At 50.7% G+C, this 21,753-nt stretch carries 19 protein-coding genes; 10 read left to right on the plus strand and 9 right to left on the minus strand.

What is annotated here, in order from left to right; all coding sequences use genetic code 11:
* Positions 1-258 precede the first annotated feature (258 nt).
* Together QW71_RS15840 and QW71_RS15845 are read right to left on the minus strand one after the other, a co-directional pair.
* On the minus strand, positions 259-1,692 hold the full coding sequence (locus QW71_RS15840; protein ID WP_039300153.1) for a hypothetical protein: 1,434 nt from the start codon (positions 1,690-1,692) through the stop codon (positions 259-261).
* A 99-nt stretch (positions 1,693-1,791) separates the two neighbouring features.
* Positions 1,792-2,076: a helix-turn-helix transcriptional regulator gene (locus QW71_RS15845; protein ID WP_039300156.1), complete on the minus strand. Its 285-nt coding sequence runs from the start codon at positions 2,074-2,076 to the stop codon at positions 1,792-1,794.
* A gap of 253 nt (positions 2,077-2,329) precedes the next feature.
* Here QW71_RS15845 and QW71_RS41350 point away from each other — a divergent pair, with 253 nt between their 5' ends.
* Positions 2,330-2,539 carry a GerAB/ArcD/ProY family transporter gene (locus tag QW71_RS41350; protein ID WP_039300158.1) on the plus strand — a complete coding sequence of 70 codons (210 nt, stop codon included), beginning with the start codon at positions 2,330-2,332 and terminating at the stop codon, positions 2,537-2,539.
* Positions 2,540-2,841: 302 nt separating this feature from the next.
* Here QW71_RS41350 and QW71_RS15855 read toward each other — a convergent pair whose 3' ends face one another.
* Both QW71_RS15855 and QW71_RS15860 read right to left on the minus strand, forming a co-directional pair.
* Complete coding sequence (locus tag QW71_RS15855; protein WP_039300161.1) at positions 2,842-3,501, minus strand: urea amidolyase associated protein UAAP2; 660 nt, start codon at positions 3,499-3,501, stop codon at positions 2,842-2,844.
* 32 nt (positions 3,502-3,533) lie between these two features.
* The gene (locus QW71_RS15860; RefSeq protein WP_039300163.1) at positions 3,534-4,250 is read right to left on the minus strand and encodes an urea amidolyase associated protein UAAP1; all 717 of its coding nucleotides are present in this window, start codon (positions 4,248-4,250) and stop codon (positions 3,534-3,536) included.
* Between the two features lie 626 nt (positions 4,251-4,876).
* Between QW71_RS15860 and QW71_RS15865 the strand changes: the two genes are divergently transcribed.
* The 8 genes from QW71_RS15865 (at position 4,877) to QW71_RS15900 (ending at position 13,631) form a co-directional block, all read left to right on the plus strand.
* On the plus strand, positions 4,877-6,604 hold the full coding sequence (locus QW71_RS15865; protein WP_047013802.1) for an allophanate hydrolase: 1,728 nt from the start codon (positions 4,877-4,879) through the stop codon (positions 6,602-6,604).
* A 30-nt stretch (positions 6,605-6,634) separates the two neighbouring features.
* A complete protein-coding gene (locus tag QW71_RS15870) occupies positions 6,635-8,266 on the plus strand; it encodes a PucR family transcriptional regulator (RefSeq protein ID WP_235441469.1) in 1,632 nt (543 codons plus the stop codon).
* 30 nt (positions 8,267-8,296) lie between these two features.
* Positions 8,297-9,103: an ABC transporter permease gene (locus QW71_RS15875; protein WP_083442573.1), complete on the plus strand. Its 807-nt coding sequence runs from the start codon at positions 8,297-8,299 to the stop codon at positions 9,101-9,103.
* 30 nt (positions 9,104-9,133) lie between these two features.
* Entirely contained in the window at positions 9,134-9,934 is an 801-nt protein-coding gene (locus tag QW71_RS15880; protein ID WP_039300168.1) for an ABC transporter ATP-binding protein, read from the plus strand.
* Positions 9,921-11,294, plus strand: coding sequence for an MATE family efflux transporter (locus QW71_RS15885; protein WP_039300170.1), 1,374 nt, complete (start codon positions 9,921-9,923; stop codon positions 11,292-11,294). The genes QW71_RS15880 and QW71_RS15885 overlap by 14 nt, the downstream gene beginning before the upstream one ends.
* Positions 11,295-11,358: 64 nt before the next feature.
* On the plus strand, positions 11,359-12,423 hold the full coding sequence (locus QW71_RS15890; protein WP_039300173.1) for an ABC transporter substrate-binding protein: 1,065 nt from the start codon (positions 11,359-11,361) through the stop codon (positions 12,421-12,423).
* Between the two features lie 42 nt (positions 12,424-12,465).
* Complete coding sequence (locus QW71_RS15895; protein ID WP_039300176.1) at positions 12,466-13,035, plus strand: cysteine hydrolase family protein; 570 nt, start codon at positions 12,466-12,468, stop codon at positions 13,033-13,035.
* Positions 13,036-13,061: 26 nt separating this feature from the next.
* On the plus strand, positions 13,062-13,631 hold the full coding sequence (locus QW71_RS15900; RefSeq protein ID WP_039300179.1) for a cysteine hydrolase family protein: 570 nt from the start codon (positions 13,062-13,064) through the stop codon (positions 13,629-13,631).
* 139 nt (positions 13,632-13,770) lie between these two features.
* Here the strand turns inward: QW71_RS15900 and QW71_RS15905 are convergent, their stop codons facing one another.
* Positions 13,771-15,204, minus strand: a complete 1,434-nt coding sequence (locus QW71_RS15905) for a M20 family metallopeptidase (protein ID WP_306766046.1) — start codon at positions 15,202-15,204, stop codon at positions 13,771-13,773.
* A 104-nt stretch (positions 15,205-15,308) separates the two neighbouring features.
* On the opposite strand from QW71_RS15905, the gene QW71_RS15910 reads away from it, so the two are divergent.
* On the plus strand, positions 15,309-16,640 hold the full coding sequence (locus tag QW71_RS15910; RefSeq protein WP_039300182.1) for a hypothetical protein: 1,332 nt from the start codon (positions 15,309-15,311) through the stop codon (positions 16,638-16,640).
* 281 nt (positions 16,641-16,921) lie between these two features.
* Here the strand turns inward: QW71_RS15910 and QW71_RS15915 are convergent, their stop codons facing one another.
* The 4 genes from QW71_RS15915 to QW71_RS15930 all read right to left on the minus strand — a co-directional run bounded on the left by QW71_RS15915 (position 16,922) and on the right by QW71_RS15930 (position 21,733).
* Positions 16,922-18,280: a hemolysin family protein gene (locus tag QW71_RS15915; RefSeq protein WP_039300184.1), complete on the minus strand. Its 1,359-nt coding sequence runs from the start codon at positions 18,278-18,280 to the stop codon at positions 16,922-16,924.
* Positions 18,281-18,298: 18 nt separating this feature from the next.
* Complete coding sequence (yfkAB, locus tag QW71_RS15920) at positions 18,299-19,441, minus strand: radical SAM/CxCxxxxC motif protein YfkAB (protein ID WP_039300187.1); 1,143 nt, start codon at positions 19,439-19,441, stop codon at positions 18,299-18,301.
* A 209-nt stretch (positions 19,442-19,650) separates the two neighbouring features.
* A complete protein-coding gene (locus QW71_RS15925) occupies positions 19,651-20,754 on the minus strand; it encodes an HD-GYP domain-containing protein (RefSeq protein ID WP_039300189.1) in 1,104 nt (367 codons plus the stop codon).
* Positions 20,755-20,905: 151 nt separating this feature from the next.
* A complete protein-coding gene (locus QW71_RS15930) occupies positions 20,906-21,733 on the minus strand; it encodes an undecaprenyl-diphosphate phosphatase (RefSeq protein ID WP_039300192.1) in 828 nt (275 codons plus the stop codon).
* Positions 21,734-21,753 lie beyond the last annotated feature (20 nt).

Here is a 21,753-nt window from a genome sequence, read left to right on the forward strand (position 1 = left end):
CCTCAAGGGTTTAAGTCGATTTTCTAGGTGCGAAAGTTGAGTTAATAATAAGTAAACCAGAAAGAAAATTTAGTATGAATATCCGCATGAAGAGGTATTAAATTAAATTACCATAGGTATGTTCAATCGCTTGCAAATAGGGTAAACTGCTTTTTGTAACCCATTTGGCGATTATTCCTTTCGTGTCAGAACTAAAGGATACCACAATTTTCCCAATTGGGTTATTTTTCTGTGTATCGATTTTCCGACAAGAACTTTTCACTGTCCAGAATTTCCTAAAGACAATAAAAATTTGGGTCCAAATCCTTTTCCCGCACTTTGGGCAGACCGGAGCCCGTGATCGGAAAGGCTGTCTAACACAACAACATTCTCTGGGTATATTTTCCCGAGCAAGGCCCACAGCACAAGCGGATTTCCTCCGGCGGAGATCACATGGATGCCTTCCTTATCCGTGACCAGCCCCGGCAAGCCGAGAATATCTGCTGGACGGTGTCCGGCAATATCCGCTTCTGCGGGGCTTGCTGGCAGCCCGGGTTCAACCTGACCGTTCGGCCGGTACATAAAGCGATGCCCTCTGAAGATTTGACCCAGGTCCACCTGATAGGTAACCCCATCCAGCTCCAAATCATAGTTAAGGAGTACACGATCTTGAACCGTAACCGGGACGATACGTGCTTCGGTAACGTGCTGCAATTGCTGTGGATCAGGCTGAGCCAGATTCCATGCTTCCCCCGCAAGGACCTGGCTTCGCGGTGCCGCAAAATACTCCTCTTCCCCGTAGCGGAAAGCAACAGGCACAGCTGCACCTGCAGCATCCGCCGAAACCGTCCATACGGGATACCACTGAAGAAGATAGCCCGGGGCAGTTCCCGGATGTCCGTTCAGACTCGCCGGAAGAATCGTCCCCAGCCGGTATTGGAACCCGTATCCCACAGCGGATAATTCAGGACTTAACCAGCCTTGTGCGTATTCAACCAACGCTTTGTGCGTGATTTTCTTGCTCATAATTGCCGTGAGGAACTTGGCACGCGGTTGTTCAATAAATCTTACTCCTCTGTCGCTGCCTGCCCCCTGCCTGATCTCAATCGGAACCTCCTCCCAATTCTTAAAAGGAAGCAGCGCATCTCTTAAGAGAATGAACTGGTGCAAATATTCATTGAACATCTGCATAACTACTGGTCCTCCAGCCGGACCCATCAATAAATTCGCTACTCTGTGCGTCCAAAGATGGTTCTCGCAATGGCTTCGGAAATACACATTTCCCAGCGTTTGAGGGTCATGCTGTCTGGCAGCTGACTTCTCCACATTATATTCGCGGGCCCAAAGGGACAGCTTTTCCCCAATCTGTCTGGCTTGGCGGGTCACTTCAACTCCTGCCTTTCCCGTAAGTCCCAGCTGGCCCAGCGGCAAATCCGCTTCTCTGCCCTCAATCGCCAGATTAGCCTGCAGATTATCGAGCAGCAGTCTGTGATCCGCCGCTTCACCAAGTTTAAGCAGCACAGCTTCCAATAAAATATCCAGTTCTCTTACAATATCCTTGGCTACATATACGCCCTCGGCAAGACGCCAATCTACGCTCCCATCCCCCTGCACTGTAAGAATAGAAGGCTTGGCACGGAGTAACGGAGCAATCTCAACAGAAGTTCCCCACGTAATTTTCTTATTGTCTGCTGTTAAGGTATAGCTTGACATATTTGAACACCTCCAAAGTGATATAAGATGAAGCGGACGGTTACTCGGATACCCCTCCTTTAATACATTTAAATATATCGATCTATTGAGCAAAAAAAATTACATTTCAAACTCTGCTGAAATATAATTTTTAAGTGTTGCTTGGTTTAGCTTATAGATATGATAGGTTCCTTCTTTTCTTACCAGTTCAAGCAGGCCGCACTCCTGCAGTTGCTTCAAATGATGGGAAAGAGTTGAACCCGGAAAGTTCAAATGCTCCCCGATCCCGGAACAGCTGAGTTCCTCATGCTTGCTGAGCAGAGCAACTATTTTCAATCGTGTAGGCTCCCCGAGGGCTTTATATATTTTCACCGCATTTTTTAGCTCGTTGTCGTCAAGCTTCATAGCAGGCTCCCCTTTCCATAGATGAATACATTTATATATATCGATATATTAACGATGCATATAACAAATGTCAAGGTCTCTATATTCAATACAAGATTGGTTTGCCGCTTATTCCTCCCGCTTGTGCACACGGGAGGTGAATATCCCTGTGCATAGGGGTGAAATACAGAAGCTGGTCTGCTTCTTATTCAAATTGAACAAATAGGAAAAATGCAAGGCTGTGCTTATTTGAAAAAAATAGCAAATCCAAAATATGCTGTTCCCTGGTCAAAGTCTGATTGAATACAGTGGATTACTTCTCGGAACATGGATGGGCAACCTGGTAATTATGATCTATCTTGTTCAGTGGTATACGATCATCCCAATTCTACTTCGCCAGTTTACCGACCTTGTTAATATTATACCCCTTCCAGAAACGCCTATAAAATCAATTATTCTGCTGATGGTCCTGTTAATTACATAAGCCACTTATGCGGGATCGATCGAAGGGATTGTCCGCTGCAGCGAATTCCTAGGACCGATTATTATGAACATGGTCCTGCTTGTCCTGCTCGCCAACGCTAACAATATTCACTTGAAACAGATCCTTCCTGTCTATGCGGATAGCGGTGCGTAAGGTGAAGGGCAATCTCTAGAAAATGCAGCCAGCCCTGATGTAATAATATTTTGAAATTGAAGTCTTTTACCGGTCACGCCAAAAAGCAGCCTGTCCTTAGACTGGCTGCCAAATGTATTCGTTAACGTATGCCATATAATCCAGCTGCTCTATTCGTTCCAAATAAGCACCTGGACCGGCGTAGGATTATAGCCGTTGCATGGATTGTTCAATTGAGGGCAATTGCTGATCAGCACCATGGAATGGCAGCTGGATTGGAGCTCCACATAACATCCTGGTCCCGACACGCCATCCTCAAACGTTAACCCGCCCTCAGGCGTTACAGGTACATTCATGAAAAAGTTAATGTTCGGAGACAGATCTCTTTTTGCATAACGGTGGCCTTCCGGATGTTTGGCAAGCTCCAGCATAAACGTATCCCGGCAATTATGCATGTGGCCCTTCTCATGCGCATACCGGACTGTATTACTCTGGGAAGAGCAGGAACCGCCCAAGGTGTCATGACGTCCGCAGGTATCAGCTACTATGTTGGCAAGCTCCTTGCCGGATTCCGCCAACAGAGTTGAGCCTGTCGTTAAATAAATATTGCTCTGTGAGTTGATTGTCCGCACAGCGCTGTAATGATCTTCCGGATTATCCGCATCGTACAGCAGCGTATCTGCGGCCTGGTTTCCTTCCACATCGACGATTCTTAGCACCTGTCCCGGCTGCAGCGCATACATCCAGCCTTCTCCGGCCGGAATGACCTGATTATAAACAGCAGCCTCCGGTTTCCGGGGGCTTTCCACGCGATGAAATGCCTTTAACATGTTCTTCCTCCCTCACTTAACAAGACTTTCTGCTAGTTTTGCAGTGCGTAATACGTCCAAGTGTTGTCAAAAGCGCGGCGGTTCTCCGGCTGGAAATTGACGCAATAGTCCCCTGCATCCACCTGCACGGCAGGAAGCACCTCAATCTTGACGGGCACAGATGGATACTCCCCCTGCGGATCGAGAGGATGCGGCGTATTGGAGAAGATCAGGAGTGCATCCATCTCCAGGCGAAGCGTCACCGTTGTACCGGCAGCACAGTGATTTGCAGCAAACCGCATATTCCCTTCCTCATCGCAGACAACCTTGGAGAACCAGTTCACCACAGGAGAAATATCCCGCTCACCCAAGCCATTCCTTACAAGCTCAACCGCCAGATTCTCCTGGCCGCTGCGCAGCCAGCCATTGCGGCTTTCCTGGTAGCAGCTGACTCCGTATTTGCTGTCCGTGCCTGCCCTTGTCGTGTAGCCGCCCAGCGGATCATGCCAGCCCAAATCATCATGCACAATGCTGGCCAGCGCCCTTCCGTTATCGCTCATAAGCACATTGCCCCTGGTTAAGTGGGCAGTATGCTGCGCCTTCAGTGTATCGGGCATATTGTAACGCTCAGACAAATCTCGTGCATGATACATCAGCATCGAGACATTGGCGCCCGCTTCGAGTGCCGTCAGACGAATCAGCTTCCCTCTGCCAACAATGCCGGACCACTTGCCTCCCGGATGCATCGTTTCACTCCAAATGGCATTCATCAACAACTCCACTCCTTTTCCCCTCTTGTCAGCAGCTGTTTCAATCCGCTCTAAAGCTCAGCAGTCACATCAAACTTTATGTTAGGCAAGATAACATATCATTTCGATAATTGTCAAACCAGAAAATATATAGTTTTGATTATAAATGAATGTCTCACCGCTTCTTTCTGAATCTTTCCCGCAAGGTTCCCGGAGGAACATTCATCTATGTAAAATCGAAACTTTCTCTCAAAACACTTCCCTTCTCCTCCCAATTCCTTGCTCCAAATAGCCGAAACAGCAGACATTTAAGGGCATCTTTGATTAATCGTTCACAAATCCGGAGCGATTTATTTAGCGACACTTCACAAATAGCACCTGTCTTTAACGGCCTAATCTGTCAACTCATGATGAAAATCATCCCATGCTCCTGCGATGCCTTGACAGTCTTCCAGAGCGGGAACGATAATGAAGAACATAATTAACGTGTTAAACTACTTAACATCAAAATATTGAATTTCTCTCTTCACCATCGTTTTAGCTCTCGATAAAGTCACAATATCTAACACAAAACTTCATTATTTAACTTTCACAAAACACCTTGGTTAACTATCTGACAGAGAGGGGTTTCAACCATCTTGAAAAAAATGACGATCAGCACATTGAAGACGATGTACAAAAACGGCAAACTGACACCTCTGGCATTAATGGAGGACATTATCAGGCAGGCCGAACAGGAAAAAGAGCACAACATCTGGATCACCCCCCCTGTGTTAGCTCATATCCAGCCGTACCTGGACAAGCTTGAACAGATGAATCCGGATGAATATCCGCTGTGGGGCATCCCTTTTGCCATTAAAGATAATATCGATTTGGCAGGCGTGACAACAACAGCCGGCTGCCCCGCTTACTCCTATCAACCTGAGAAGAGTGCAGACATCATCACCAGGCTGGTGGAAGCAGGAGCTATTCCAATAGGAAAAACGAATCTGGATCAATTCGCGACCGGCCTTGTCGGTACACGCAGCCCGTTTGGAGAAACGCATAACGCGCTTAAGCCCGAGCTGATCAGCGGTGGCTCCAGCAGCGGTTCTGCCGTAGCCGTCGCAAGAGGACAAGCCGTCTTCTCGCTTGGAACCGACACTGCCGGGTCGGGACGTGTGCCGGCGGCGCTTAATGACCTGGTAGGCTACAAATCAAATATCGGCGATTGGCCTACCCGGGGTGTGGTGCCGGCCTGTGCCACTCTGGATTGCGTAACGGTATTCGCAAGCACACTGGACGACGTTTATCTTGTGGATGCTGTCGCCCGCGGCAAGCAGCCGGGCGGCAATGGCAAAGACAAATATGAAACCATCGCTTCCGTGAAACCTCAAAAGCTGCTGCTTCCCAAGGAACCTCTATACTTTTACGGCGAGTTCAAAGATGCCTACCGCACGGCATGGGAAGCGGCTGTAAGGCGCCTGGAATTGTGCGGAATTCCTATAGAATATGTCGATTGCAGTCTGTTCAACAAGACCTCAAGTCTTCTATACGACGGTCCTTGGGTTGCCGAACGCTGGTCCGACCTTGGAGAATTCGTCGAAAACCACCCCGGGGACATCTTTCCCGTTACCGAACAGATTCTGCGCTCCTCGCTGGTGAAGGGCTACGATGCAGCTTCTGTCTTCACAGCGCTCCATGAGCTTCGTGAATACAAAGAACAAGCTGATTTGCTCTTGAAGGACGCTGTGCTCGTAATGCCGACCTGCGGCGGGACCTGGACGAGAGAGCAGGTTGCAGTTTCCCCGGTATCCACCAATAGCGACATGGGCCATTATACGAACCATTGTAATCTGCTTGATTTAAATGCTGTCGCTTTGCCTTCCGACTATGCAGGGGAGCAGTTGCCTTTTGGCATTACGATGTTTGCCATGAGAGGCCAGGAAAACATGCTGAAAGGTGCGGCTGGCGAATTTATGAAGACCGAAGCCATCGAGCTTGCCGTCTGCGGGCTGCACATGCGGGGTTTCCCGCTAGAGAAGCAACTGCTCGACTGTGACGCTTCCTTCATCCGTTCCGACCGGACAGCTCCCTGCTACCGGCTGATTCGTCTTAACTCCGTCCCTGCCAAGCCTGGACTGATCCGTTCTGAGCAAGGAAGCTCCATTGCCGTTGAAGTGTGGCGAATTCCGATTGGCCGGCTTGGCGAATTCATCCGGCTGGTGCCAGCACCGCTTGGAATCGGCAGAATCAAGCTGGAAGACGAAAGTGAGATCACCGGATTTATATGTGAGCCTTATGCCGAGATAAACGGCGAGGATATTACAGGATACGGCGGATGGGCAGCTGCGGAGCTAGACAGGTTCCAGAATGATACCCCTGCTACAGGCTGATCACTATGCTGATAAGGAAGGGAGGCGGGAATGATGACACCAACCGGAGTGTCTGCTGAAGAAACTTCACCGTCATTTCGGTGCAGTGATCTGTATGATATGGAGTCCCTTCAGAATCTTAAGCTGCTCGCAGGTAAAGACCGGCTGGATAATATCATTAGCCGGGTCAACATCATGGAAGTTCCGGATATTCAGAACTGGGCACAGGCAAATGAGTTTCTGGTGACCACCGGCTATTCCTACCAGAATAATATGGACGCCTTCCTTGAGCTTATCCCCCATCTGATCAACCGGGGTGTAGCGGCATTCGGCATTAAGCCCAAGCGGTTTATTGCCGAGATTCCGCAGAAGATCATTGATTGCGCAGAAGCTCACGGGCTGCCGTTGTTCGAGCTTCCGGAATCGACCATTTTCTCCAATGTGGTGCGTGAGGTCATGGAGAAGGTGATCACATTTGAAACCCGGAACATTCTGCTGCTCCAGCGCCGCCTCGAACAGGTATCGGAGCTGATGCTCCACGGGTATGATATGCCGGGAATTCTTGAGGTCGTCGGGGAGATGATCGGCAATCCGATCTCTATACTGAATGCTTTCAGCCAGTTCATCGTTTCCCCCGGGCAGCTGGACTATTTCAAGTCTTTCTACGATTACCTTCTAAGCTTTGATTCCATATCTTCTCCCAAGCACAGCACTATTCATGCCATGGATGCCGCAGGTCACAACGTCAACCTGCATATCTTCAACCTATGGGAGACAGAGAGAGACCCGATCCTGGTGCTGGTCGCGGAGAAGAACGGAGCCTGCAGCGAACTCGATCTGTCCACAGTGTCCCGGATTCTCCCGCTGCTGAACATCCGGCTTAGCGGTGAGAACACCTATAAGCTGGTTCAGGCCAAATACTTTGATGATTTCCTGAAAGACTGGCTGATGGGCTGCATCCCAAGCTCCGAGGATCTCGATATTAAAGGCCAGTTCTACGGGTGCACCAATCTGTCAGCCTGCAACTACCGTGTGGTCATCGTGAAATTCCACTCCAGCGTGCAGCCGACACCGGACTCCGCCATTCTATCGAGGCTTAACCATATGGAGCCCAGAAGTCCATCCCTCTTTACGTCGATGTCCGGCAAAATCGTTGCGCTTATGCCTCAGACTGACGGAAGCAGCGATGATCCGCATAATGAGGCGGAATCCTTGGCTAGACAGATTGCGGAAGCATGCGGCACAACAGAGTTCTCCTTATGCATTGGCGAATCCAGCAGTGCGCTCTCTATTAATACGGGATATATCGATACTGAGAATTTATATATTGCCTCCTGTATCAGCCGGGAGAATTCCAGACTGATTACTTGGAAGCAGCTTGGCATCTATACGATACTCTCACTGCTCCCCAAGCATGCCAACGTCGAGAAGTTTCTCGACCGCTTTATCCGGCCGCTCGTGCTGTACGACAAAGCCCATAATTCCAGCTTAATTCTAACACTGACCGCCTACTTTCAAATGGGCTGCAACATCAAAATCACAGCAAAAGCCATGTATACCCACTATAATACCGTCGTTTACCGCCTCGATAAGATCAAGACGATACTCGGCATCTCGTTCGACGATCCGGAATCACGGCTTCAGTTACAGCTGGGTTTGAAGATTTACGAAATGGGTGAGTAGAGCGAACATACTTTGAAAGGGGAGTTATCAGTGAACAACAGAGGTCTGCTGCGAAATCTGTTTCGGATTCGTCGGGATATTAATCCTCGTCTATTTAATTCTATTATGATCATCACTTTCTTGCTGCTGATTTTGCTGTGGTACGTTGGGAGCAACTTTTCGGGCATCAACCCGATCTTCCTGCCTACACCTCAAGCGACCTTCTCTTACCTGTTCACAGCTATCCTGGATGGAAGCCTCTGGCAGGATATCGCTATCAGCTGCTATCGCGTGCTGATGGGCTTTCTTATCGCGGTTGTGATCGGCGTTCCTCTGGGCTTGCTGTCAGGCACCTATAAAATCATAAACGCTGTAACCAAACCGTTGATCGAATTCTTCCGCTACCTGCCCGTATCGGCGCTGATACCGCTGATCATGGTCTGGACAGGCGTAGGTGAGACCGCAAAAATTACGATTATTGTCGTCGGCGCCGTCTTTTCGATGACCGCCATGATTGCAGATATCGTCAAAGGCATTCAGATCGACCTGATCAACACTGCTTACACACTGGGAGCCTCTCAAGCCCAGGTGATCCGCAATGTCATTATCCCCGCCATTATGCCGAATGTCATGGACACGATGCGTATGGTTATGGGCTGGGCATGGACGTACCTGATTATGGCGGAAATGCTGGCTTCCAGCTCCGGGCTGGGCTACAACATCATGATCGCAGAACGGTTTATGAAGACTTACATCATCTTTGGCGGCATTTTTGTCATCGGAATTCTCGGTTTGCTGTTCGACCGTATATTTGCCTTCATCAACAAGCGCCTGTTCCACTGGGCCGAAGACGTGTAAAGCAGCCACACTCGAAAGGGGACCACTCATATGCAGCAAGCGCCAGCCATCAAAATTTCCTGCAAAAACCTCAACAAGATCTACCGATCCAAAAAAACGGAAACCTTCGCGCTTGAGAACATCAACATTGATATTGCCAACAATGAATTCATTAGTGTCGTTGGCCCCTCCGGCTGCGGCAAATCGACCCTGCTCCGCATCTTTGCCGGACTGGACGAAGCAACCTCCGGCGATATCCTGCTCGACAACCGCGTCATGACCGGCCCGGGCGCGGACCGCGGCATGGTATTCCAGGCGTATACTCTATTTCCATGGCTGACGGTAGAAAAGAACATCCGCTTTGGCCTAAAGCTGAAGAAAATGCCCAAGGCGGAGGCGGATCAAATCGTCGAGAAATACTTGAACCTAGTGGGCTTAACCGATTTTCGCAACAGGCTGCCCAAAGAGCTGTCCGGCGGTATGAAACAGCGGGTAGCCATTGCCCGAGCGCTAGCCAACAACCCGGAGGTACTGCTGATGGACGAGCCCTTTGGCGCACTTGATCCCGACACCAAAGGAAATATGCAGCTGCAGCTGCGGGAATTGTGGGAGAAGGAGAAGCATACCGTCATCTTTATTACTCACGACATTGAGGAAGCCGTATTCCTGTCCCAGCGTGTGTATGTTATGAGCTCCCGCCCGGGGCGGGTCATTGCGGATATCCCGATTGATCTGCCGCAGAAGCGCGATCTGGAGCTTAAGGACACACCGGAATTTATCCAAATCCGCAAAAAAATTCATAGCCTTTTGCATTCAAAAGATTTCGGAAATGACCTTCATGCGACAAGCTAGCTTTATCGCTACATTCCATGAGGATAAGGCTTTTCTGAAAAGCTTCCTGCTCTTATCCCTTCCTATCGGCCTGCAAAGCATGTTGACCAGCATCACCAACACCTTCGCTTCCTTAATGGTAGGCCAGCTTGGAGACCTGCAGGTATCTGCTGTCAGTCTGGCGGGGCAAGTCTTTTTCATTCTCAATCTAATGATTGTCGGCATTGTCAGCGGCTCTACCATTTTTCTGTCGCAATATTACGGTAAAGGCGATCAGCACAATCTCAAGATCGCATCGGCTGTCGCATTTGCCCTCGTGCTTGCGGTTAGTGCCTTGTTCACTCTGATCGGCCTGTTGTTCCCGGCAGAGGTGCTCCATATTTTCTCCAATGAGCAAGAGGTGGTTGAGCAGGCTGCCAATTATCTGCAGACGGTGTGCATCAGTTACTTGCCTACGGGGTTGTCCCTGGCCTGCACAATGATCTACCGTAATATCGGGCGGGCCGGCCTGCCTCTCCGGATCACTCTTTTGACGATCATCATCGACATTATTCTCAGCTATATGCTCATCTTCGGCTATGCCGGTCTCCCTGTTCTCGGTATTCAGGGGGCTGCCGTTGCCATTGTAATTGCCAGAACGATAGAAATGCTGATTACGACTTCCATTCTGTACAGCAAGTTCAGAAGCTTTGCTCCGACACTCCGGGATTTGTTCTCGGCAAAAAAGGAATTTCTAGCGGTATTCTTCAAAACCTCAGCTCCGGTCATTTTAAATGAGACGGTGTGGAGTATCGGTTACGCCTTGTATAGCGTGGTCTTCTATCATATGGGTTACGCGGTCGGGGCTGCCGTCGGGATCGCCAAAGTGCTGGAACAGCTGCTAATCGCATTGTTTATCGGAACCGGACAAGCTGCCGCGATTATTCTCGGGCAGACCATTGGGGAAGGCAAACCGGAGAAGGCGCCTTATTATTCCAACCGTATGGCGACCTATACCGCTCTCGGCGGTGTGCTGCTGGGCATTATTATGATGACCTGTGTGCCTCTCTTCCTGAACCTGTATCAGGGAATTTCGCAGGAAGTCCGCGATACCATTGTCCTGATCGTCATCTATCTGGCAGTCATCATGCCCGTCAAGGGAATGAACTTCATTCACATTATGGGAACGCTCCGGGCCGGCGGTGATACGAAGATGTGCTTCATCATTGATAATGTAGCCCTATGGTGCGTATCCCTTCCGCTCACATTCCTGACCGGCTACGCGCTTAATCTCGGCATCGAAATCGTGTTTCTATTCGTAATCCTGGATGACTTGTTCAAGTTTACGCTGGTACGCATCCGGATTCGGGGCAACAAGTGGATTCACAATCTGGTGGAATAATTCCTTGGAATCATGCTGCCGGATGTTGATCATATACAAACCAAATGGAGGGGAAGAATTCAACATGAAACAAAAAAAATTCGGCTTCATTCAAACCGGTGCGACCCTACTGGCCTCGGTGGCCATGCTGTCCAGCTTATTGGCTTGCGGAAACACGAATTCGGCGGATGGTTCAGCTGATGCTGCAGGCGGCAACAGCTCTGCCGCTCCGGCAAAAAGTCCTGTGTCCGTGAAAACGGCCTATGCGCCATTCATCGGCGGTATTGGCATTTATGCGCTGGATGATAAGAAATTCGACCTCGACCATAACGTTGACCTGAAAATCGGCGCGTTTGGAGCCACCTCTCCTCTGATGAGTGTTATGACTGGCGATGTAGACATGGCCTTTACGACTCTCCAATCCTATTTGGTTTCAGTGAATGCACTTATTGAGGAAGGCTCCGATATTACCACGCTGCCAAAAATCGTCTATTTGCATAATGCTTCTACGGGCGCAGACGGTATTGTAGCCGATGCAAGCATCAAGAGCGTGGCTGACCTGAAAGGAAAATCTGTTAGTGCTCAATACGGCGAGGTAACCCACTATATGCTGGCCAAGGCACTTGCTTCGGCAGGGATGACTATGGACGATGTCAAGCTCGTAGATATGGGGCCGGGCAAAGGCGGCGCCGCGTTTGTGGCCGGCAGCGTAGATGCAGCAACCACTTTCGAGCCTTATCTGTCCCAAGGTACAACCTCTCGCGATGGTAATATTATCATTTCGACTGCCGACATGGAGAATACGATTCTGGACGTCGTGGTGGTATCCGCCAAAAACGCCGCAGAGAAACCGGAATGGCTGCTAAACACGCTTAAGGCGGTAGAAGACGCAACTCAATACATCGAAGGTGATCTGGATGCAGCTGCGGAGTTGACGGCTGACGATCTGCAAGTAAGTGCCGAAGAAGTCAAAGCGATGTTCCCTACCGTTCATTTGTACACACTGGCCGATAATGTGGAAGGGATTGGTGAAGGCGGCTGGATTTACGACACCATGCAGGACGTCGTTGATTTCTACACATCCATCGGCATTATCAAAGAACCGTTTGACGTAACACAGCTTGTATCTACAGACTTTTTGTGGGAATAGCTGCTAGCCCGCAATCTATTAATATAACGGAGGCGATCCTTAATGATTACGATACCCGAACATAGCGTGTACATCCTGATTGATGTGCAGAACTCGGATCCTGCAAAATCGCGTGGCCTGACTCCACAAAGACAGGCTTATCTCAAAAACGTGGAACGCGTAACTGAATATTTCCGCACACGCGGCGATGTGCCGATTGTGCATATTCGCGAGATTCACCGCAAAGACCTGATCGACTTTGGCCGGGAGCTTGACGGCGCTGAGAATATCCATTGTGTGGAGGGGAATCCCGAAGCCACCTATTATGAGCCTACAGCACCCATCGAAGGAGAGTACACGGTCGACAAACGCCGCTATAGTGCCTTCTTCGGCACTGACCTGGAAATTCTGCTGCGCGGCCTCAAGGCCGAGCACCTGTTCCTGGTTGGAGGCATGACAGACATTTGTGTGCATTATACTGCGGTAGACGCGCATCAATACAACTATCATGTGCATGTATTTAAGGAAGCCGTAGGCACTCCAAGCAGCGACGAAGTGGCTCAAGCCGCACTCGACAATATTGAATATTTCCAAACTGGTTCGATCATTTCGGTCGAGGATCTGTATAACTAATCCAGCGAGAAGAAAGGAGATTACTCATGAACAAAATACCTGAACATAGCGCCCTCATCGTCGTAGACATACAGAATGACATCGGAAGTGATGCCATCCCCGTCATGGAGGGCGGCACCTGCATGTTGAACTCTCCCAAGGTCATCAAGCATTTCCGTGAGCTGGGACTGCCAGTCATCCAAATCCGCGAGCTTCACCGCGCCGACCTCAGCGATTTCGGGCGCGAGCTCGACGGTGTGGAGAAGATTCACTGCCTGGAAGGCACTCCGGCCGAAGAATTCCATCCGTCGACCGCGCCAATCGAAGGCGAATATATTATTACCAAACGGCGGTACAGCGGCTTCTTCGCGACTGACCTCGACCTGCTGCTCCGCTGCCTAGGCGTCAAACGCCTATTCCTCATCGGCGGCATGACAGACATCTGCGTCCGCTTCACAGCCGTCGATGCACACCAGCATGACTATCACTTTCATGTCGTATCAGACGCCGTAATCGGCACCAGTCATCAGGCACACAACATGGCACTCAAGAACATGGAATACTTGCAGACCGGTGCTAATATAACCACAGAGCAGGTTCTCGCCCTATCTCTGTAATCCTTATATGCTTGTATGTATATAGAAGGAAAAAAAGCAGCATTCTGCCGTATGTTCCCTTGCCGGGGACCATACGGACAGAATGCTGCTTTTGCTTATTGTTCATAAACCGCACAGCAGTGCAGCCATTTCATCAGCGTTATTCAGGCTGCTGCCGGAATAACCGTTCCTTCACCGGTGGCTTGATATGAGCGGGAATCGGGCAGGTATAACCTTCCATGCCGCCCCGGTTTCTAAGCTCCTGCTTCGCTTCTTCCAGAATGTCAGGGTGCATAAGCAGTTCCGCTGCGGTAGCAGCCATAACCTTTGCAGCATGCAGCATGCCCTTATGGCTGGCTGAGGCCATCCCTTGCGCCACCATTTGCCAGGAATGAAATGGCGTTTCTGACGCGTAGCAGACGGTCTCCAGCTGAGCCGTCGGCACAACCCAGCTTACATCCGAGACGTCAGTAGAGCCTAACATCATTCCGCTGACAGGTTCGTATGGGTCAAACGTATTCAGCAATCCTCCCCCGCTCACCCCCCCTGTCTGTACAGGCTCCAGCGTAGTTAAGATTTCGCTTGCGTAGCTTTGCTCAGCCTCTGTGAATACCGGCACACCCAGACTTGTGAAGCAACGGTACATCAGCTCTTCCAGCGTTACGTTTGGAATAAGATTGGAGCAGGCCTTTTCGAACCGGATGTCCACTTCCGTACCGGTCATCAGGGCAGCGCCTTTTGCCACATCGTTCATCCGGTGATTTATCTCCTCCACCTGCTGCAATTCCGGCGCGCGAATCAAATAAACAACCTCAGCTTCAGCCTGCACCACGTTCGGGAAATGTCCGCCCGTCTCGGTCACCGCGTAATGGAACCGTGCTCCCGGGGGGATATGCTCCCTCAAGTAATTGGCCCCCACGTTCATCAATTCCACGGCATCCAGGGCGCTTCTTCCCTTATGAGGACTTATGCCGGCGTGCGCACTTTTGCCTTGGAATCTGTAGCGGAGCTGGATATTGGCCGATGAGGTTTGTGACACCACTGCATTGTTATAGCCCGGATGCCAGGTTAAGGCTGCATCCACATCATCGAAGAGGCCTTCGCGTACCATGAAGGTTTTGCCTGATCCGCCTTCCTCAGCCGGACAGCCGTAGTAACGGATCGTTCCCGGAAGCCCCTTCTTGTTCATAAATTCCTTAACGGCGATAACGGCTGCCAGTGAGCCCGTTCCAAGCAGATGATGGCCGCAGCCGTGACCGTTCCCCTTGTTCTGAAGCGCCTGTTCAACCGTTGCACCCGCCTGCTGGCTCATATTTGGCAACGCGTCGAATTCCCCCAATACGGCAATAACCGGACTTCCCGAGCCATACGTACCGATAAATGCGGTTGGAAGACCCCCGGCACGACGCTCGACCCGGAAGCCGGACAGCTCCAGCTGATCTGCCAGCAGACCCGCCGACTCAAACTCTTCGAACTTGGTTTCTGCCAATCCCCAGATTTGATCGCTTAGTTGCGTAAACATTTCCCGCTTATGCTCAATCCTATCCGCCAACCAGTTATAATCAGCTTGCTGATCCTCACGTATATTCTTCAAGATGCACCTCCGATATATTTTGGACGTATTATTACCTTTTCCAAAATTATAGTATACTTAAGAGGCCTATTCAATGAATACGAGTAAAGATTGGACGTGCGCACATGTTAAAAATCGGTTTTATTGTAGCGGAGCACTCGGTGAAACGCCTGAAGCAGGTGCAAGGACAGCTGGAGCAGGTATGCGAGCTGACTCTGCTCCCTTACCGCTCGCTGGATGAAATCACAGCCCTTTATTTATCCCGGCCGATGACGCTGGACGCTGTTATTTTTGGCGGAGAGCTTGCTTATTTAGCTTTGCAGAAGGAGATCAACGGCCCGTATCCTATCCGGATGAGCTACTTGGATGTTACGGAACGCGACTTCTATAAACTGATGTTTCAAGCCCACTCGGCTCATCCGGAGCTGCGCAGCTCGCGAATGGCTGTTGACTTCCTGGACCAGGATAACGGCTTTCTCGGCATAAAAGAATTACTGCAGCCTGAATTGCTACCCTATATGCCTGAAGAGCAAGCGGACAGGCTGTCGTATGAAGATATGCTCCGGTTTCATTTGGAACTATGGGAACAAGGGAACATCGACCTCTCCGTTACCCGCTACGGTAATTTGGTCGATAAGCTGACGGAGCAAGGGGTAAATGCTGTCCACTTATTCCCCTCAGACGAAACCATTCTTGAAGCGTTCAACCATATGGCTCAAGAAATAGAACGGCTGCAAATGAAAGCCAACCGCACAGCCGTCGGACAGGTTCAGGCTCAAGGGCTCCGCAAGCTGCGCGAGCAGGATGATCCCGAAGCCGTGCTCGTTATGGCGACACTACACAAAGCGCTGCTGACTTTTTCCGGCCGGGAGGAGTTGCCTCTTATTGTTCAGAAGCATGCAGATTATTTCGAGCTGCTGGTATCTCAGCAGGATATGGAGGAGAAATGGACAGGCGGATTCGCTAGCTGCCAACTGCTGGCTTTCCTGAACGATCAATTGTCTGTACGCGTGGATATTGGCTGGGGAGCCGGGGAGACACTGTATAAGGCCCGCTTTCATGGGCAAAACGCGCTAACGCTTGCAGAGCGGCAGCCCTTGCCTAGCAGCTTCGCGGTTATGGAGGATGAACGCATCATCGGACCGCTTGGCGAGTCTAACCGTCTGGAGTTTACGCATGCCCATGACCCCCAAGCCGAAGCATGGGGCCGGCATATAGGTATCACGCCGCTTCAGGTTCAAAAGATTATAGCCGTCATGCACAAGCTGAAGCGTGATGAGCTGTCGAGCCAGGATATTGCTCTTCATCTGGGGATTACGCTGCGCAACGCCAACCGGATTATGAACCTGTTAACCGAAAAGGGAGTTGCAACTGTAAGCTACCAGAAGCAGGAGAAGCTGCGGGGCCGCCCCACCAAAATTTATAAGCTTCAATTTGATGTGCTGCGGGGCTCATAAGTTAGTGAGTGAGTGCATGGAGCATAGCGAGATTTGTGTGAAACAGCTGGATTACGGATGCACTCGCCAGCTCCCGATTAGCTCAAAGAGGCTGCCCTGGCAGCCGTTGAACGGCTAACTGGACAGCCCCTGCTACATCGGACTCTCTTCATAACTAATTTATGACAGCTCTAAGGGATATCAGAACGATATTGCAAAAAAACAGGGCACACCAGCAGCCTTTAGCGGCTGCCAATGTACCCTGTTACAATTTAACTGCTTCATTTCAGCAATTGCTCTGCTTACTCTTTCTCTTCTTCCGTATCTTCTGCATCCTCTGCGGACTCCGGCAGATTCGCCCGGTGGATATTAATCCGGGTAATCCGCAGCCGGGTGGACTCCTCCACCTCAAAGGTGACATCGCCGACCACTACCTGTTTGCCTTTGGACGGATTGCCCTCCAGCTCCTTGAACAGCCAGCCGCCAATCGAATCCACTTCTTCATCCTCGATGATGACGCCTGTAAGATCATTCACGTCTTCGATCAGCATGCGGCCTTCAACGGAAATATATTCTCCGTTGCGCTCCACACTGGGACGTTCATCCTCGAACTCATCATGCAGATCGCCGACAATCTCCTCAAGGATCTCTTCAGCCGTCAGCAGCCCCGCAGTCCCGCCATATTCATCTACGACCAGGGTCAGCTGGGCTTTGTTCTTCTGCATCAGACGGAGCGCATGGCTGATCTCCATCGATTCCGGCACATTCAGAATCGGCCGGACCAGTGAAGCCAGGTCATTCTGCTGCTCCAGCGGTGCGAAGAGAAGATCTGTAATATGGATGAAGCCGATAATCCGGTCCTTATCCTCGAAGGCTACCGGATACCGGGAATGCTTCGTTTCCGTAATGATCCGCATATTCTCCTCCAGCGGGAGATTGCTGTACAGTACATCCATATCCGTACGCGGGAGCATCACTTCACGGGCCAGCAGATCGGAGAATTCGAAGATGTTGTCCATCAGCTTCATCTCGTCCTTGTCGATAACCCCGCTCTTCGCACTCTGATTCATCAGGATACGGATCTCCTCTTCCGAGTGGGCAGCTTCGGCTTCACTGGCCGGTTCAACACCAACCAGCCTCAGCAGCGCATTAGCCGACGCATTCAGCACCCAGATGAAGGGCAGGAACAAATTATAGAAGAACATCAGCGGAGCGGACAGCAGCAGCGCTGAGCCTTCAGTTTTTTGAATCGCCAGGGACTTCGGTGCAAGCTCCCCCAGCACAATATGTAAGAAGGTAATTATCGAGAAACCGATAATCACAGATACCGTGGAGATCAGGGTCTGATCCGAAACACCAAGCTGATACATCAGCGGTTCAACCAGCAGCTCAGAGATCGCCGGTTCTCCGACCCAGCCGAGTCCCAGCGAGGCGAGCGTAATCCCGAATTGGGTGGCAGACAGATACGAATCCAGTCTTTTATTGACCTTCAGCGCATACCCGGCCATTTTGTTGCCTTCGCTGACCAGCTGGGTCAGACGTGACTGTCTGACCTTCACCAGCGAGAACTCCGCCGCAACGAAGATCCCATTCAATAATACGAGCACCAGAACGAGCAAAAGATTAAGCACTAAGCTTCCTATGTCAAATTCCGTATGCACTATAATAACGCCCCATTTCTACAGAGTGATCGCTTTTCTTGTCTTGAAATCAACCTCAGGATAATACATATCGGCTACCAGAAGGTTGGGCCCGCAGCAGCCAGCGGCATCGCAGTGGCAATTCACTTTCTGATTCAGCGGATGCTTAGTCTGCCACTCGGTGAAAATGTCATCCAGCCTGGTGCTGCTGATATTGCCAAATGCAGAAATATCGGCGAAATCTGTTACGAATACATCGCCCGTAAATAAATTTACGTTCACCCGGTTTCTTCCGTCCGGGTCATTGCGCAGGGTAACATTCTTCTCACTGCGCAGTCTGCGCAGCAGCAGCTGGTCTTCCTCGAGGAAGCTGCAGGCGAAGAACGGCAGCGTGCCGAACAGCATCCACATCTCAGGGTCACGGGCATCCAGCAGGGAATGAATGGCTGCATTCATCTCTTGGAGTGACAATACAGGCAGCTTCGAAGCAAAGCTGGAGGCATACATCGGATGCACCTCATGGCGTCTTGCTCCCATCTCCCCGATCAGCTTGTGGATCTGCGGGAGCTTGGTATGCGTACGGTAATTAATCATCGACTCCGCGGAGATCAGCATACCGTCATCGCTAAGCCGGCGGGAATTCTCCAGCATGGTGTCATACAGCCGGTAGGCGGCTTCCTTCGAGACCGGATGTCCGCTGTTCGCGAAGCCCACCTCATGGAAGTCATCCCCGTTAACGTAGTTGAAAGAGATATGCATGACATCCAGGTATGGAAGCAGCTGCTCATAACGGGAATACGGCATGGTAAGATTCGAGTTGATCTGAGAACGGATCCCCCGCTCACGTGCATATTTCAGCAGCGGCACAATGGTGTTCTCCACAGTTCCGGCACGGAACATCGGCTCCCCGCCGGTGATGCTGATGGTCTGCAGATGCTCTACCTCTTCCAGACGGCGCAGCATATTGGTGAGTGGCAGCAGCTCCCCCTCTTTCATAGTCAGGCTGTCTCCAACTGCGCAGTGCTCACAGCGCATGTTGCACAGATTGGTCACCGTCATCTCTACGCTGGTCAGCACATGCCGCCCGTGCTGGCGAAGAGAGGTAATCGGATCCCAGGGATCGAACTCCGGCGACAGCTCTTGTACAGGTATTGACGATGATGATGGCTCTAATATACTCATTTCTTAATGCTCCTTTAATGCTTATTCCTTATTATTAACCCAAAACAATTGAAAAAGAACGATAACTTACGCTATATCATACCACGACAAGTGAAAAACTGCGCATTTGCCGCTTATTTGCTTTGATTTCAAAAAAACAGCAAGGCTGAGAATACAGCTCCGCAGCCAAGCGGACGCCTGTATTCTTTCCTCGCTGCTAACAACGCCTATCAAGTGCTCTTCACTATAATTTCTCCGCCATCAGTCACATCTACAATGACTACAGAGAGGGCCTTGCCCAGATCATGCTCATATGGGGTGACCGGTTCCCCTTCCGGGCCGTTAAGCACGCGTACAACAGGTCTGTGCGGTATGCTGGGATCAATCTTGACCACAACACCGCTCTCGCCGGTGCTAAGCTTGACGGTAAGCCCCAGAGGATAGATCGCCACACGGTCCCTGAAAATCTCCAGCTGCTTCTGCTCATACAGCGTGCCGGAGCCGACGTACAGCGCCTCGACCGCCTGATGAGGCAGCATGGCTTTTTTGTAGATCCGGTTGGAGGTCATCGCATCATAGGAATCCGCCACACCCAGCCACTTCGCATATTCATGAATCTGCGGACCAGTCAGACCGCGCGGATATCCGGAACCGTCGATCCGCTCATGATGCTGCAGTGCACAATGGGCCGCGAGCAGCGGGATATTCGGCTCTTCCTTAAGAATCCGGTAACCGATCTCGGTATGCGCCTGCATGTGCTTGAATTCATCTTCACTGAGCATCCCGGGCTTCTGAACAATTTTGACCGGAATCTGTGTCTTGCCGATGTCATGCAGCAGCGAACCGAGTCCGATGACCCGCAGTTCTTCCTTGCTGTAGCCATGGGCAATGCCAAGCACCAGTGTGTAGAGGCATACATTCAGGGAATGCACATAAAGATAGTTGTCTGCGGTGTGCATATCCAGCAGCATAATCATCGGATCTTCCTGAGCCGACATATCGTCCAGTATGGAATCCATCACTTTGGAGAACTTCTTATCCAGGTGGTAGAAGCCTTTGGTAATTCCCGAAGCGCCGGACATTTGCTGAAATTGATTTCTGATTACCTTGAGCGCCTGATTTCGCGTCTCATCCTGCAGCATTCCGGGAATCACGACATCTTCCGTGACGGAATCCTCTATATAGATATAGCCGATATCGATCCTAGCGAGCCGCTTGATCAGGGCATCAGTAAGCTCTACTCCATCAGCGAGCAGAACCAGTCCTTCATCATTATAAATTTTTTTACCCAGCTTCATTCCCGCCTGAAGCCGATTCACGGATACTAAACGCACCTTGGCTCACTCCTGCCTTTAACGGTAAATTGCTATTCTGCTTCGGAATCCTTGGGTCAAACGCTGTGCCTATACCGTTACCTTGAGCGACCGGACAAGCGGATGTATGTAAGACTGCCTCTCTTGCCCGGTGATGCTAAGCCGGGTGAGCTTAACGCATAATGAACAGCCAGAAGACGGCCGCAAGTATGAACCGGTAAATCGCGAAATGGGTCGGTCTGATCTTCTGGATCATCCTCATGAACAGAACAACTACCACATAGGCCACCACGAAAGAAATCACGAAGCCAATGGCGAAATACCAGATCGTATCATTCGTGAAATTGCGGTAGGAATCCAGCAGTTCATAGCCAGAGGCCGCACACATAATCGGAATCGCGATGAGGAAGGAGAAATCCGCCGAAGCCTTGTAGCTGACCCCGCTGAGCATCCCCCCGGAGATTGTCGAACCGGAACGGGAGAACCCTGGCCAGAGTACGGAAATAATCTGATAGAGTCCGATGGCCAGCGCCTGCCCGTAGGACAGATCATCCAGCTCATGCGCGGTCACGCGAATCTTGCGTTTGTTGACCCATTCCGCGATGATCATCAGAATCCCGCCGGCCACCAGTGCCCAGAGAACCGTAGATGCGCCGAACAGGCCTTTGATGAAATCACGGGCGAAAAAAGCTACCGCTAGCGCAGGCACTATACCCAGCAGCACATGAATCAGGTTCAGGCGTGATGCCGGCATGACTCCGCCTCTGCTTCTGCCGCTGCGGCCGATCCCCAGCAGATTCAGAATCCGCTGGCGGTAGACAATGGCAATGGCCAGAATGGCCCCAAGCTGAATCACGATCTCATACGTCTTCATAATGGAATCCTGCTCGTCAAACCCCAGCAGCTTCGTGGTAAGAATCATGTGTCCCGTTGATGATACCGGGATAAACTCGGTTATTCCTTCTACAATTGCCAGAATTATTGCTGTAATTGTATCCATATAATCCTCCTGATCTAGTC

The organism is Paenibacillus sp. IHB B 3415, assembly GCF_000802655.2.
Classification (GTDB): Bacteria; Bacillota; Bacilli; order Paenibacillales; family Paenibacillaceae; genus Paenibacillus_AQ; species Paenibacillus_AQ phytohabitans.